14 protein-coding genes are annotated in these 15149 nt (G+C 52.2%); 8 read left to right on the plus strand and 6 right to left on the minus strand.

Annotated elements, in window-relative coordinates; genetic code table 11:
• Positions 1-14: 14 nt before the first annotated feature.
• The 4 genes from ACVBEF_RS02390 to ACVBEF_RS02405 all read left to right on the plus strand — a co-directional run bounded on the left by ACVBEF_RS02390 (position 15) and on the right by ACVBEF_RS02405 (position 3915).
• A complete protein-coding gene (locus ACVBEF_RS02390) occupies positions 15-875 on the plus strand; it encodes a hypothetical protein (protein WP_447122344.1) in 861 nt (286 codons plus the stop codon).
• An 88-nt stretch (positions 876-963) separates the two neighbouring features.
• A complete protein-coding gene (locus ACVBEF_RS02395; protein ID WP_447122345.1) occupies positions 964-1881 on the plus strand; it encodes a histidine kinase in 918 nt (305 codons plus the stop codon).
• A 52-nt stretch (positions 1882-1933) separates the two neighbouring features.
• Positions 1934-2206, plus strand: a complete 273-nt coding sequence (locus ACVBEF_RS02400) for a transposase (RefSeq protein ID WP_447122346.1) — start codon at positions 1934-1936, stop codon at positions 2204-2206.
• 671 nt (positions 2207-2877) lie between these two features.
• Positions 2878-3915 (plus strand): GlxA family transcriptional regulator, encoded by a 1038-nt coding sequence (locus ACVBEF_RS02405; RefSeq protein ID WP_447122347.1) that lies wholly within the window; start codon positions 2878-2880, stop codon positions 3913-3915.
• 74 nt (positions 3916-3989) lie between these two features.
• On the opposite strand, the gene ACVBEF_RS02410 is transcribed toward ACVBEF_RS02405, so the two are convergent.
• The 3 genes from ACVBEF_RS02410 to pepN form a co-directional block, all read right to left on the minus strand.
• Positions 3990-4730, minus strand: a complete 741-nt coding sequence (locus tag ACVBEF_RS02410) for a transporter (protein ID WP_447122348.1) — start codon at positions 4728-4730, stop codon at positions 3990-3992.
• A 136-nt stretch (positions 4731-4866) separates the two neighbouring features.
• Entirely contained in the window at positions 4867-5868 is a 1002-nt protein-coding gene (locus ACVBEF_RS02415) for a class 1 fructose-bisphosphatase (protein WP_447122349.1), read from the minus strand.
• 16 nt (positions 5869-5884) lie between these two features.
• Positions 5885-8605, minus strand: coding sequence for an aminopeptidase N (pepN, locus tag ACVBEF_RS02420; protein WP_447122350.1), 2721 nt, complete (start codon positions 8603-8605; stop codon positions 5885-5887).
• A gap of 219 nt (positions 8606-8824) precedes the next feature.
• Between pepN and ACVBEF_RS02425 the strand changes: the two genes are divergently transcribed.
• Positions 8825-9466: a DUF4136 domain-containing protein gene (locus tag ACVBEF_RS02425; RefSeq protein WP_447122351.1), complete on the plus strand. Its 642-nt coding sequence runs from the start codon at positions 8825-8827 to the stop codon at positions 9464-9466.
• Between the two features lie 82 nt (positions 9467-9548).
• Here ACVBEF_RS02425 and ACVBEF_RS02430 read toward each other — a convergent pair whose 3' ends face one another.
• From ACVBEF_RS02430 to ACVBEF_RS02440, 3 genes are all read right to left on the minus strand, one after another.
• Entirely contained in the window at positions 9549-9740 is a 192-nt protein-coding gene (locus ACVBEF_RS02430) for a hypothetical protein (protein ID WP_447122388.1), read from the minus strand.
• Positions 9741-9762: 22 nt separating this feature from the next.
• Entirely contained in the window at positions 9763-10737 is a 975-nt protein-coding gene (locus tag ACVBEF_RS02435; RefSeq protein WP_447122352.1) for a quinone oxidoreductase family protein, read from the minus strand.
• 75 nt (positions 10738-10812) lie between these two features.
• Positions 10813-11742 (minus strand): DMT family transporter, encoded by a 930-nt coding sequence (locus tag ACVBEF_RS02440; protein ID WP_447122353.1) that lies wholly within the window; start codon positions 11740-11742, stop codon positions 10813-10815.
• Between the two features lie 176 nt (positions 11743-11918).
• Between ACVBEF_RS02440 and ACVBEF_RS02445 the strand changes: the two genes are divergently transcribed.
• The 3 genes from ACVBEF_RS02445 to hemF all read left to right on the plus strand — a co-directional run bounded on the left by ACVBEF_RS02445 (position 11919) and on the right by hemF (position 15149).
• A complete protein-coding gene (locus tag ACVBEF_RS02445; protein ID WP_447122354.1) occupies positions 11919-12650 on the plus strand; it encodes a YebC/PmpR family DNA-binding transcriptional regulator in 732 nt (243 codons plus the stop codon).
• Positions 12651-12785: 135 nt separating this feature from the next.
• On the plus strand, positions 12786-14060 hold the full coding sequence (purD, locus tag ACVBEF_RS02450; protein WP_447122355.1) for a phosphoribosylamine--glycine ligase: 1275 nt from the start codon (positions 12786-12788) through the stop codon (positions 14058-14060).
• Between the two features lie 153 nt (positions 14061-14213).
• Positions 14214-15149: an oxygen-dependent coproporphyrinogen oxidase gene (hemF, locus tag ACVBEF_RS02455; protein WP_447122356.1), complete on the plus strand. Its 936-nt coding sequence runs from the start codon at positions 14214-14216 to the stop codon at positions 15147-15149.

Here is a 15149-nt window from a genome sequence, read left to right on the forward strand (position 1 = left end):
CAGGAGAAACAAAAATGAAAAAGCAACTTCTTGCCGCAGCCATCGCTTCATTGTTTGTTGTCGGGGCATACGCTGGCGGTGGTGGTGGTAGTGGCGGTCATGGATCAAAACCTTCCGACCCTGCGTCAACCGTATCTAACGCTGCGATTGCAACGGCAACTGCCGGGGCTGGCGGAGCTGGTGGGGGCGCTACTAGCGGTGCCGCTGTTGGTGGCGCTTCAACTGGTGCGGCTGTGGGTGGTGACGCTTATCAAGTCAATGCCAGCGGCCTCGCTAATACTGGCGGCAACTATACCGGTGCCGGTGGCGCCACATCGTCAGGAGGCAATACCACCGCTGGCGGCACTACAGGCGCTGCTGCTACTGGTGGTGGTGCTGTTGGCGGTGGCGCTAATGCTACCGGTGGTGGTGGGGGCGGCGCAACTGGCACTACTAATGCTGCGGCTAATTCAACAGCAAATGGTGCTGCGTCCGGTTCTGGTAGTGGCGGTGGCGGCTGGGGGAAAATGGGTCCTCCTAGCGGCGGCAGCGGTGGATCAACTACCTCGACTGCAGTAACTCTGGCAGGCACTGAGGCTTCTGGCGGTAACGGCGGCGGCGCACTTGCTGGCGGCGGCGATGCCAATGGCGGTGGTGCTGGCACTAATACTTCCGGCAACACCCAATTCGCAAATGGTAATTCATTTGCGATTGGCGGCTATTCCAGTTCTAGCACCGGAAACGCCAACAGTTCTGTCTACGGCAACCATAACACCGCTGGTTCGGCAGTGTCGGTTGTCGAAGGTGGCAACACTCACAGCGGTCCAGCAACCGGTGGTAATGGCGGTAATGGCGGCGATGCTGCTGCAGTAGCAGGCTCAGGCAACAGCTTCTAGTACTGCAGCTTGTGATCTAAAGGGAAGGGGATGAGGGAGAGGAAACTTTCCCTCACCTTTACAACATAAAGAAAATAACGGAGAAGCTATGAAACACAAACTTCTAGGTGTCCTGGTAGCCTCGATATTCTCAGTACCAGTGGTCGCAACGGCACACTCACCATCGGCACCCTCAGCACCGATTGTGCCTACCTCTTCATCAACATCGACTGCCACAGGGGGAGCAGGCGGGAGCGGGGGATCATCGACCGGCGGTGCTGCCACTGGCGGATCGGCGACTAACTCAGTTTCAGGCACCAGCGCCAACGGCAATACTTCGACCGTCAGCGTTTCAGTATCGCTCCCTGCTGAATCATCTGGCTCAGGGACAACTGCTGCGACAGATCCGGCTGCTACTTCTGCACAAGCTGGGGACCCTGGCAGCAGCGCCTTCAACACCAAGGCAACTGTGGAATATGGCGGCACTTATACTGTAAAAAGCGCACCCGCGATTACAGCCCCATCGCTGACTACAACGTTGTCCGACACTTGCATGGGTTCAGTATCGTTTGGCTTATCGCTCACTGGCTTTGGCGCAACTGCCGCCTCAACAATGGTAGATCAAGCGTGCGTGCGGCGACTTGACTCGCGCGAGTTTCGGGCGATGGGTCTCAATGACGTGGCGCTGGCACTCCTTTGTCAAAGCGATGCCAATCGCAAAGCGGTCGAGGCCACAGGACACGATTGCCCCGGGATGACAAGACCAGCAGTGGCAGCAGCCAATACAGCGGCAGTAGCAGTCGCTACACCAATGGCGGTAAAACCTGCCATCGTCCACGTTGAAAATATTCGCGTTGATACGCCTGCACCTGCTGCGGTTGCTGTCGCTGTTGATCCAACTCCTGTCGCGGACGCAGCTCCCATCGCCGCTGTAGCTGTCAGTACCCCTGAGACTGAGTATCGCGATCCTTTCATCCGTCAGCGTCTTGGTCTGGCGCCATTGCAAAATGAATCCGATGCGAAATGATCACAGTCTAATCACAGCTGTGCATACCTATATCGAAGGTCAAGGACATGCCATGAAGCGGACGCCACCTTCTCGCGATCGAATTGCAGCAGCTCTTAAGCAGGAGGAGCTTGGCATGCCGGTAGCTGACGTAATTCGACAAGCAGGGATTACCGAACGTACTTTTCAGAACTGGAAAAAACAATACGGTGGCCTGCAAGAGTATCCAGAGCGTTTGAAATGTTTACAAGACGAGAACCTCAAGCTCAAGCAGATTGTTGCCGAATTGACGCTTGAAAATTCACGCCTCGAAGACGCGCTGGAGGACAAACATCTTAGCCATTAATGACGCTATGAAAGGATAGCGGGATAAGGCTACAACTGAAGCACATAGTCGACAGCCCACCGCGCTTGAACTTAATAGGACTTACGCAAAATTGTTCCAGCAAGGCAGACTGAACAAAGACAGCGGCCAGGAAGGATAACGTCGCTGGGGCGATTTTGCGTAAGTCCTACCTAAAAAGAAACGGAGGGAGCAGCATATGCACACCATCATCAGTTCACCGAGAAGTGACACACAATTGTTCCGGCAACGGACTTGCTAAAGCGATTTTCTTCCATCCTGCTGATAAAGGCAGTACGCATGATCGATGGAAAAGCGTAACGCTGTCGGGACAATTTTGCGTATTTATTCTCTTTAAAAAACTGTCATTTCCTCCCGCTATTTTGTATCGTTGTTTGTTGCGAACATGATTCTAAGCAGTAAAAAAATGCTGCATCAGCCTACAAAACAGGACAAATTTCAGGCCTTCTTACCTTTTTTTGATGTGGATCAATTCGTGAGGGTTAATTCGTAGCACCATAAAGATGCTTATTTGATAACTAAAAAATGCCATCCGGCAAACGTCAATAACATCCTCAGGACTGTCGAAAGGTGTTCCGATAAGACGTCATGCGAAGCACAACGTCGCCGGGGCGATTTTCGCAAGTCCTGATACGCATATTAGGGGAGCCTTCATGGATATTGGGAGCCTAACCAAACTTGATACGACGGATCAACATTGCGCCATCAAGCATATTGGCATCATGGTGTTTGAGGGCGTGATACTGGCTGATGTAGTTGGTGCAGCGGATGTATTTGGCATCGGCGACAAACTCATTTCAACGGTATTTCCCGGCACGACACGCTATCAGGTATCGATCATGTCGATTTCTGGCGGGATGGTGATGTCGTCGGCTGCGGTGCAAATTTTGACAGAACCTCTGACGCAATTTGATCACCGCGAATTTGATACGCTGATCATTGCCAGCGGTACAGGCAACTTTGATGCCTATCGCGACCCGGTGTTGATCGCATGGTTGCAAAAAAAACGCCATCAGGTTCGCCGTATTGCCGCCATCTGTACCGGCGTATTCGTGATCGGTGCGGCAGGTTTTCTCAATCATCGGCGCGCCACTACGCATTGGGCGCTAGCGGACAAAATGTCGCGCGAATTTCCAGAAATCAATATTAATAGAGAAGCACAAATTGTCGAGGACGACGATATTTTTACGTCGTGCGATGTCGGTATGGCGACCGATATGGCTTTGCGTTTTTTGGAAAATGATCTGGGTCCTGCGGTGGCACAACGTATCGGGCAAAATCTGGTGGTTTGCCAGCGTCGTCGCGACACCTCGCCCGCCAACACGCCAACACGCCCAGTCGAGTCCATTATCAACAGCAAAATACATAAGGCCTCGCTCTGGTTCGTGGAACATCTTAGCGAACCTATTTCGGTTATGGATGCGGCCAATTTCGTGTTTATGAGTGAGCGCAATTTCGTGCGGCAATTCAAGCGTGAAACCGGACAAACGCCACACGATTTTTTGATTAACCTGCGACTCGAAGCTGTGCGCCAGCAACTCTCGGAAACCGATTTACCGGTCGATAAAATTGCCCGACGTTGCGGCCTTTTCAGTGGCGCCAATGTAGCTAAACTATTCCGCAAACAGATGTGGCCATCGCCTACTGAATATAGAAAAGGCAATCGGCTATCGCAAAGCAAATCTGTATAAATATAAGAAGGTTCGTACTGCACAAAAAAGCCGCATCGCTGCGGCATTTTTATAACGGTCATCTATCCTGCCGATTAAAATCGCCAGGTAACACCAACACCAACCTGACTATCCACTTCGGCGCTATTCAAACCCCATTTAAGACCTGCATCCAGATCGACATTCTTCCCCGGCGAGTAAATAACCCCAACCAACATATATGCCGGATTAATCGTGCTGCTGATATCTGCATTGCGAGCTATGCCAATGTCAGCAGCCATGCGCCATTGCTCATCGATGTTGTAGGTCACAGCGGTCGATGCCCGCCACAACATTGCGCGATTTTCATCGCGATCCTGAGCTAATGCGTAACGATTAACGGCGACCTCAAGATTGCCGTGAAAGGTCCATGGCGCACTATCGATACTACCAATCAAGGTCAACGCCGCACTACTACGCCCGGTACCCAATCCCCTGTTTTGATTGCCGCTCGGCAGCATCAACACCGGCTTGATGGCAAAACTGACCGGACCACGTTCATAGAAGCGCCATTTCACGCCTAGCGACGCATCATTGACGCCGTTCGGCGATGAGAGTGTGCTCGGAAGATCGCTGAAAACATCGACATTCGACAGCACGCCATAGGTATAGGTGAAATCAGCAACGTGACTGGAAACGCTATTTTTTCGAAACCAGTCAGTGTTTGCTTCAAGCTGCTGATTTCCTGCATCTTGTGTGCCAGTGTCATCGGTCACTAGCGGATGGGCTGCAAAAGCCGACTGGAAAATCATGAACAACGCCAGGCCGCCTGGCATGTGGATTTTTTTAAATGACATCTTTACTCTTTACAAATGGCACCACGCATGGTCAGCGGCTGGGTTTACATTATTTTTCCGTTAGTCAATATAGACATCAAACATTTCATGAAGATGACTTCCGCAAATAAAGCGATGTGCGGAAGCCCTGAAAACATTACGCCTGATGATAGGCAGTAATACGCTCGACTTCCGTTTTCGATCCCAGGAACACCGGCACGCGCTGATGCAATTTATGCGGCGCAATATCCAGAATCGCCTGCTTACCATCGGTGGCGGCACCACCCGCTTGCTCCACAATCATCGCCATCGGATTGGCTTCATACATCAAACGCAATTTGCCCGGCATGCTGGTGTCGCGGCTATCGGCTGGATACATAAAAATACCGCCACGGGTAAGAATACGGTGCACATCGGCCACCATCGAGGCGATCCAGCGCATGTTGAAATCTTTCTTCAGCGGCCCCGTCGTGCCTGCCAGCATCTCATTGACATAGCGCGTGACCGGCGGATACCAGTGGCGGGTATTGGAGGCGTTGATGGCGAACTCTTTGGTCTCAGTCGGAATCTGGATATCACGCTGGGTTAATACCCAGGCACCCATCTCACGATCTAGCGTGAAACAGTGGACGCCGTTGCCAGTGGTGAGCACCAACATAGTTTGCGGACCGTACACCGCATAACCGGCAGCAACTTGCTGGCGACCGGATTGCATGAAATCTTGCTCGGATGGTGTCGTCATGCCTTCTGGCGCTTTGAGTACCGAGAAAATAGTGCCGATGGAGACATTGACGTCGATGTTGCTGGAACCGTCGAGCGGATCGAACAACAGCAGGTATTCGCCTTGCGGATAGCGATTCGGAATCGGGTGGATCGTTTCCATTTCTTCGGACGCCATCGCAGCTAAGTGACCGCCCCACTCGTTGGCTTCGAGCAGGATTTCATTGGAAATAATATCGAGTTTTTTTTGTACTTCGCCTTGGACGTTTTCAATGCCGGCGCTACCCAATACTTCGCCCAGCGCACCTTTGCCGACGGCGTGGCTAATAGTCTTGCAGGCCCGACCGACGACTTCGATGAGCAGGCGCAGTTCGGACGGAATGCTGTTGTGCAGACGTTGTTGTTCGATCAGATGTTGCGTGAGGCTGACACGTTTCATATTTCTTCCTTAAACATTAATTGGCGAGTGCTTTGGAAACAACTTCCAGCACATCTTTAGACAAATTAGGTGCGGCTGCGACACGCTGCAACGCACTGCGCATTTTTTCCTGGAATGCCGGGGCATATTTACGCCAGCGATCCAGCGTGCGTGCCAACCGGGCGGAGACTTGCGGATTGACGTTATTGAGGGCAATCACCTGATCGGCCCAGAACGCATAACCGCTGCCGTCTGTGGCGTGGAAATTGGCCGGATTGCTGTTGCAAAAACTGAAAATTAAACTGCGTGCGCGGTTGGGATTGTTAATGGTAAAGGCAGGATGCTCGAGCAAAGCACGCACTGCATGGACATCGCTGGTATGCGCCATGGCTTGCAGCGCAAACCATTTATCGATGACCAACGCTTCCTGTGCAAAGTCGGTATAAAACTTCGCCAGCGCAGCGGTTTTTCCCGGCGCACTGCTATTGGTCAGGGCAACCAAAGCGGCAAAACGATCGGTCATGTTATCGGCGTCGTCATACTGTTTTTGCGCCAACGCGTGTGCGACAGCATCGTCGACTTCCATCAAATACGACAGCGCGACATTTTTCAGCGCACGCTTACCCGCCGACAGTGCGTCGGCGCTATACGTACCCGGTGTTTGATTGGCGTGATACGCAGCTACTAATGCGGCATTGAGAGAGACCGCCAAACTGCCGCGCAAGAATTGACGGGCACCATGAATCGCCTGCGGATCGATGATCTCGGTTTGTTCGGCCAGCACAGTTTCCGACGGCAGAGTAATGGCGAGCTCACGGAAAGCGGCATCGAGCGTCGTGTCACTCAAGATAATCGCGAAGGCGTCGCCCAGTGCACCGCTGTGGGACTCGGTATCACGCAATAGCGATTTAATCGCATCCTGCGTAGGAAACTCGCCGCTTTCATTAGCGATGATGACGCCAGCCGTTAATGACAGCAAGCTACGGGTAGCAAGGCGTTGACCGGCCTCCCATCGATTGAATGGATCACTGTCATGCGCCAGCAAGAATGCCAGATCGGCATCGCTGTAATCAATATTCACGACAACGGGCGCTGAAAAATTGCGCAGTATGGAGGGAGTCGGGGCAACGGCGACGTCAATGAAACGGAAGGTTTGCTGTGCCTTGGTCAGCTCTAGTACGCGAGTGGTTTCTGTTGACTGATCGTCTTTATTATCGGTCTTCAATCGCAATGGCAAATCGTGACCATTGCTGTCGAGCAAACCAACGGCCACCGGAATATGAAACGGCAATTTTTTCTTCTGGCCCGGCGTTGGCAAGCACGATTGCGTGAGCGTGATGTCGTAGGTTTTTTTCACCGCATCGTAATGCGTTTTAATATCAATCCGTGGCGTGCCAGCCTGACTGTACCAACGCTCAAACTGGGTCAAATCGCGGCCATTGGCGTCCACCATCGCTGCGCGGAAATCATCACAGGCAACGGCTTGTCCGTCGTGACGTTTGAAGTACAGATCCATCCCTTTGCGAAAGCCATCGCGACCTAGCAGGGTCTGATACATACGGACAACTTCGGCACCTTTTTCATAAATGGTGACGGTGTAAAAATTATTGATTTCGACGTAGGCGTCAGGGCGCACAGAATGCGCCATCGGACCGGCATCTTCAGGAAACTGGGCCTGGCGCAGCACGCGTACATCATCAATGCGCTTGACCGCACGGCCGCTGTCGGTGCCGACCATGTCGGCTGAGAATTCCTGATCGCGGAAAACAGTTAAGCCTTCTTTGAGCGACAACTGAAACCAGTCGCGGCAGGTGACGCGGTTGCCGGTCCAGTTATGGAAATATTCATGACCGACTACCGCTTCGATATTGGCGTAATCCACGTCGGTTGCCAGATGAGGATTGGCCAGCACATATTTGGTGTTGAAGATGTTGAGGCCTTTGTTTTCCATCGCGCCCATGTTGAAGTCGCCGACGGCGACGATCATGAAACGGTCCAGATCGAGTTCCAGACCGAAGCGCTCTTCATCCCAACGGATACTGTTTTTAAGCGAGTCCATCGCGTGTTGGGTTTTATCGAGATTGCCTTTTTCGACCCAGACTTGCAGCAGCACTTTGCGTCCGGATTGCAGCGTATATTTTTCTTGCTGGCAGACCAGCTTACCGGCAACCAGTGCGAATAAGTACGATGGCTTCTTGAACGGGTCTTCCCATTTTGCATAATGACGGCCATCGCCCAGATCGCCCTTTTCAATCAGATTGCCGTTGGAAAGCAGGACCGGATATTTCTTCTTGTCGGCACGCAGCATGACGGTGAACTTCGCCATCACATCCGGACGATCAGGGAAATACGTGATCTTGCGGAAACCTTCGGCTTCGCATTGGGTGAAAAAATTGCCGTTGGACACATACAAGCCCATGAGCGAAGTATTTTTCTCCGGCTGGGTCAGGGTTTCGATTTCTAGGATGACTTTGGCCGGCGCAACGGGAATACGCAATATGCCAGCCTCTAGCTGGTACTGGCTCGGCTTTAATTGTTTGCCGTTTAAGCGTAACTGGACTAATTCGAGCTCTTCACCGAATAACACAATCGCTTTATCAGCGCTAGCCGGATTGCGCCGCATGACAATACGGGTGGCCACGCGCGTGGCTGCCGGATCAAGGTCGAAACCCATATCGACTGTATCGACCCAATACGAAGGGGCGGTGTAATTTTTACGGTAAATCGTGGATGGCCGTGCAGCCGTATCGTTGCGCATAGGGGTCGTGGGGATGAAAGTCGTGGAAAGCACGATTCTACCAAGCAACGGCTGAATCTCCATGCGATTTGGACGAGATATCTGTTACTACAAACGTGTTGTAATAGTTAACGATCAGCAATGAACTATGGAGCAACATTATGCTCAAAAGTAGTGATAACAGATGTCATTCATACCAAAGCAAAATTATCTTCATGTTTGTCACACCGAGGAATCACCATGAATCGTTATTTCACTCTCTGCATTGCAATGCTGTGTTTGTTGCTCACTGGTTGTGCATCCGTCATCCGTAGCGACGTCACGGCATTTAACGAATGGCCCACCGATCTGCCCGACAAATCATTCGTCTTCACGCATACCGACAGGCAAAATAATGATCTGGAATATCGCAATTATGAAAATCTGGTGCGCAATGCGCTGCAACAGTTGGGCTTTACATATGCCCAACCGGAAAATAGTGCGCACGCGCAGCTTAAGGTTGCATTGGATTATGGGATGATGTCACGCGAGGTGCGCGTCGTTGAACCGGTGATGATGAACCCCGGTTACTATGCCGCCCCGCCCTTCTATGGACCGGGTTGGGGCTATCGCTACGGTCCGTTCTATGACCCATTTTGGTATGACAGCCCGGTCGTGGCACAGCGAGAGTCGAATTTCCTGCTATATACCCGCCACTTAAACGTGACCATTGCGCGTGCTGGCGATGCAAAACAACTGTATGACGTGACGGTTGTGAGCGATGGCAGAATCGGTTCATTGCCGATGGTCATGCCGTATTTGATTCGCAGTGCGTTTAGCGACTTCCCGGGCAAAAGTGGCGTTCCGCGCCGGGTTGAGCTGAAAATAAAGAACGACAAATGAAGACGTAAAAAAGCGCATCGCACACTCAAGTGTGCAATGCGCTTTTTCTTATGCGCCTAAATTTGCTTCAATAGTCGCTTCTTTAAGAGTAAAACCACTCGCTGGCAAAGGTAATAAAACCAACCAAAATCACCATGAGCACTAACACAATCAACAAGCGACCAAACTTTGGCGTGCCGTCAGTGCCGGTCGGCTGTTCCTCTGGATGGCCCATCGGATTATCTTCACTGGCCATCTCTTGCTGGTTATTCGGGTGGTTTATTTTGTCGCTCATAGTTGCGTTACTCTAAAAAGAATTAAGGGATAAGGATGGTGGAGCCTGTGGTTTTACGTGCTTCCAAATCAATATGGGCCTGTGCCACATTTTCGAGAGCATACCGCTGATTGATCTCAATCTTGATTTTTTGGCTGACAATCATCTGAAATAAATCGGCCGCAGCAGCATCTAGCTCGGCCCTGGTCGCGACGTAACTTGGCAATGATGGTCGGGTGATGTAGAGCGACCCGCGTGAGGCCAGTTCATTGAGGCTAAACGGTGGGACCGGTCCTGACGCATTGCCAAAACTGACCATCGTGCCCAGCGGTGAGAGGCAATCCAGTGAACTGATGAAGGTATCCTTGCCGACCGAATCGAATACCACCGGCACGCCCTTGCCATTGGTAATTTCTTTGACGCGCTCAACGATATTTTGCGTCTTTGAATTGATGATATGCGTGCAACCGGCTGCCAACGCTAGCGCGCCTTTTTCATCCGAACTGACGGTCCCGATCATATTCACGCCGAGGGCACGCGCCCACTGTGCGGCGATCAAGCCGACGCCACCAGCGGCGGCGTGAAACAGAATCGTCTCACCGCCCTTAAGCGGAAATGTCCTGCGAAACAAATATTGCGCTGTCAAACCTTGCAACATTGCAGCGGCCGCCGTATCGAAAGAAATCGCATCCGGGAGCTTGACCAACGACGTCACTGGCATCACGCGGGCTTCTGAATAAGCGCCGTTCGGGCGACCTGCGTAGGCAACCCGGTCGCCAGGTGCGAAGTCTCTTACATCTGGGCCGACAGCTTCAATGACACCGGCAGCCTCTTGCCCCAAACCGCCGGGCAACGGCTGCGGATACAGGCCGGTGCGGAAATAGACGTCAATATAATTCAACCCGCATGCGGCATGCCGAATCCTGACTTCACCCGGCCCCGGATCACCGACTTCTACGTTGACATATTCCATCACCTCAGGGCCACCGGTTTTGTTGATTCTGATTGCTTTTACCATCATTGTTCTCGATTCAAAATGAATAGCTGATTTGTAGGATTGATGTTTAAGGTGCGTTTAAGGTGTGTTTAAGCGTTACTTCTTCTTTTTCGAAATTAAATAAATCCCGACCAATACCAAGCCAGTTCCGGCCAGTTGGATGCCCGTAATCGGTTCTTGCAAAATGATTGCTCCCAGAAATAGCGTTGAAACAGGCCCCACCATGCCAGCCTGCGCAGAACTCGCTGCACCGATACGCGCCACCGCGATCATGGTTAAAAACACTGGCAATACTGTGCACAAGACGGCATTAACAATCGATAATCCGTACACCGCTGTCGGCTGAGACAGCGCCGACACCGGGCGCAGAATGAAAAATTGCACCAGACACGCCACGCAAGAAATACACATCGCATACGCCACTAAGCGCATCGCCCCGACCCGGCTAACCAGCTCGCCGGACAGCAACAGATACAGCGAATAGCTAATCGCCGCCCCCAGCACCAGTGCGCTACCTAAACCGATGTTCGCGCCGCCAAGTCGGACATCGTGCAAAAACACGAGGACCGTGCCTAAATAAGAAAGCCCCAACGCGCCCCACTCCAACCAGGTAACACGCCGCTTGTAGAAGAAAAACGACAGTAATAAAACGAACGATGGGGTCAAAAACAAAATCAGGCGCTCTAACCCGGCAGAGATATATTGCAAGCCAAGAAAGTCGAGAAAGCTCGATAGGTAGTAACCGATCAACCCGAGCACGACAATCCGAATCCGGTCACGATTCGACAGCGGCAGCTCAGTCTTCGCCTTCCACACGGCCACCGCAGCAAACAACGGAAACGCAAACAGCATGCGAAACATGATGAGCGTGACAGCATCAACGTCGTAGCGATAAATCAGCTTTGCCACGATCGCCTTGGCAGAGAAAAGAACTGCGCCAACTATCCCGATGGCCAGACCGGTAAGGTAAATTTTGCGCTCGACTGACGGTAACGCAATCGCGGCGGGAGGTGAGGTAGTTGTCATTGCAGAATTGTAATGGGTATGAACGGATTGTGTTTTGAGCGCTTAATTTATGAAAAATGATCAGAATCAAGAGGCGTAAAAAGACTGTAAAAACGGCACTAAAGCCAAATTTTGAGAGGGTGCAATATGATAAAATGCGCCTCTGATTTAGCTAACCAACGCAAGAAAGAACCATCATGGCTGGACACAGTAAATGGGCCAATATCAAGCACAAAAAGGCTGCCACCGACGCCAAACGTGGCAAAGTATGGACCCGCTTGATCAAAGAAATCACGGTCGCCGCCCGTATGGGCGGTAGCGACCCTGACACAAATCCACGCTTGCGCCTCGCGGTCGACAAAGCCGGTGACGCCAATATGCCCAAGGACAACGTGGTGCGCGCAACGCAGCGTGGCGCGGGTGAACTCGATGGCGTCAATTACGAAGAAATCCGCTATGAAGGCTATGGCATCAACGGCGCGGCGATCATCGTCGAGTGCATGACCGATAACAAAATCCGCACTGTGGCCGAAGTCCGTCATGCGTTTTCCAAAAACGGCGGCAATATGGGCACCGAAGGTTCGGTCGCCTTCATGTTCAAACATTGCGGTCAGTTGCTGTTTGCGCCGGGCACGGATGAAGACAAGTTGATGGAAGCCGCTCTTGAAGCTGGCGCTGACGACGTCATTACCGACGAAGAAGGCGGGATGGAAGTGCTGTGTGCGCCGTTTGAATTTTCGGTGGTCAAAGCAAAGCTTGAAAAAGCCGGATTCAAGGCTGAAATGGCAGAAATCATCATGAAGCCAGCAACCGAAACGATGTTTTCGGGTGACGATGCGATCAAAATGCAAAAATTGCTGGATGCGTTGGAAAATCTTGACGACGTGCAAGAGGTATTCAGCAACGCCATTATTGAAGATCAGCATTAAATCTAACGGACGCCTCTGAACACTGTAGCCACACCGCAGCGTCGGATTATCGAGGTTTGCGCCTGGCAGGTTCTTCAAGGTAGCAAAGCCACAATCAGACTCAATCAGTCTCACTCAGTATAAAAGCGATATCCCATGAAAATTTTAGTCGTCGGCTCCGGTGGCCGTGAACATGCGCTGGCGTGGAAAATCGCCCAGTCGCCACGTATCCAAACCGTCTTTCTTGCCCCTGGCAATGGTGGTACTGCACTCGATTCCCGGCTTCAAAATATTGATATTACCGACTATTCGGCATTGGCTGATTTTGTTGAGCAAGAGCGCATTGCACTCACCGTGGTCGGCCCTGAAACGCCGCTCGCTGGCGGCATCGTCAATATATTCCGCGATCGTGGCCTGAAAATTTTCGGCCCCACTAAAGAAGCAGCCCAACTCGAAAGCTCCAAGGATTTCGCTAAAGCCTTCATGCAACGCCACCATATCCCTACGGCTGAGTATCAAACATTTACCGATGTCGAAGCCGCGCATCGCTATCTGGATCAAAAAGGTGCGCCCATCGTCATCAAGGCCGATGGCTTAGTCGCCGGTAAAGGCGTGGTCGTTGCGATGACATCCGAAGAAGCGCATGCAGCCGTCGATATGATGCTGGCCGACAACAAATTTGGTACGGCTGGCGCACGCGTGGTGATCGAAGACTTTCTGACGGGCGAAGAAGCCAGTTTCATTGTGATGGTCGATGGCCGAAATATCCTGGCACTGGCAACCAGTCAGGATCACAAACGTCTAAAGGATGACGATCAGGGCCCTAATACCGGTGGCATGGGTGCGTATTCCCCGGCCCCCATCGTGACCCCGGCGGTCCACGCACGCGTGATGCGCGACATCATTACCCCGACTATCCAAGGCATGGCAAAAGAAGGAATTCCCTTCACTGGCTTTCTGTATGCCGGGCTGATGATTGACGATAAAGGCATGCCGAAGACTATCGAATTCAATTGCCGTATGGGCGATCCTGAGACGCAACCCATCATGGCGCGCCTGAAAACCGATCTATTGATGGTGATGGAACATGCCGTCAATAACACGCTCGATACAGTCGAACTGGAATGGGATCGCCGTACCGCGCTCGGCGTGGTGATGGCGGCAGGCGGTTATCCCGATGCGCCACGCAAAGACGATCTGATTTCCGGCATTCCGCCTGAAACCGCAGATACTGTGACCTTTCATGCCGGTACGACCCTGACCGGAACCAAGCTGACTACCTCTGGCGGTCGGGTGTTATGCGTCGTTGGTATGGGTGACAGCGTGAAAGTTGCCCAAAAACATGCCTACAACGTGGTCGATACTATTCATTTTAGTGGCGCACAATTTCGTCGCGATATTGGTTGGCGTGCAGTTAAACGGCCGAGCTGATCCTTTGGCCGACCTTGCCATTGCGCTATCGTGGAGCGCCTTGGCAAGGTACAATCCGCCCTCTGACTGACATTGATTTAGGTGATGCGCGCACATCGATGCGCTTTTTTTATTGTTTGTAAGCCCTTTGTACGCTTTTTTGTACGCCATGGAATGACATCAACTACCCCAACCGCAGGCGCGGTGAAATCCTATCTACTTGATCTACAAGCGCGCATCGTCGCAGCGCTGGAGCATATTGACGGAAAATCGTTCGGCACCGATAGCTGGGAACGCGCAGAAGGCGGCGGCGGTATTTCGCGCATTATTGAAGAAGGCAATGTCTTTGAGCGCGGCGGTGTCGGCTTTTCCCATGTCATGGGTAAAACCCTGCCAGCGTCGGCTGCAGCCAATCGCCCGGAAATCGCCGGACGCCAGTGGGAAGCGATGGGCGTCTCGGTTGTCATGCATCCGCGCAACCCGCACGCCCCGACGGTGCACATGAATGTGCGCTTTTTCACCGCAATAGCCGAAGGCCAGGAGCCGATTTGGTGGTTTGGCGGCGGCATGGATCTGACGCCTTATTACGGCTCGGAGGACGATACCCGGCACTTTCATCGTACTTGCCGCGATGCGCTGGCCCCATTCGATACCGATGCGGATAAACATACCGATCAAGCCTTATACCCGCGCTTCAAGAAATGGTGCGATGACTATTTCTACTTAAAACATCGCCAGGAGCCACGCGGCGTCGGCGGCATATTTTTTGATGATTTCAATCACCGCGACTTTGTACAAAGCTTCGCGATGCTGCAAAGTGTCGGCAATAGTTTCATCCCTGCCTATGTCCCGATTTTGGAAAATCGCAAAGATACGCCATTCACCGAAGAACAACGGGATTTTCAAGCCTATCGTCGCGGACGCTATGTTGAATTCAATCTAGTGTATGATCGCGGCACTTTGTTCGGCTTGCAATCCGGTGGTCGCACAGAATCGATCCTGATGTCGATGCCGCCTGTGGTCAAATGGCGCTACAACTGGCAACCTGCAGCAGGCAGCGCGGAAGCGAAGCTGTACTCGGACTTCCTGATTCATCGAGATTGGGTCTGA

This window comes from Glaciimonas sp. GG7 (assembly GCF_052976905.1).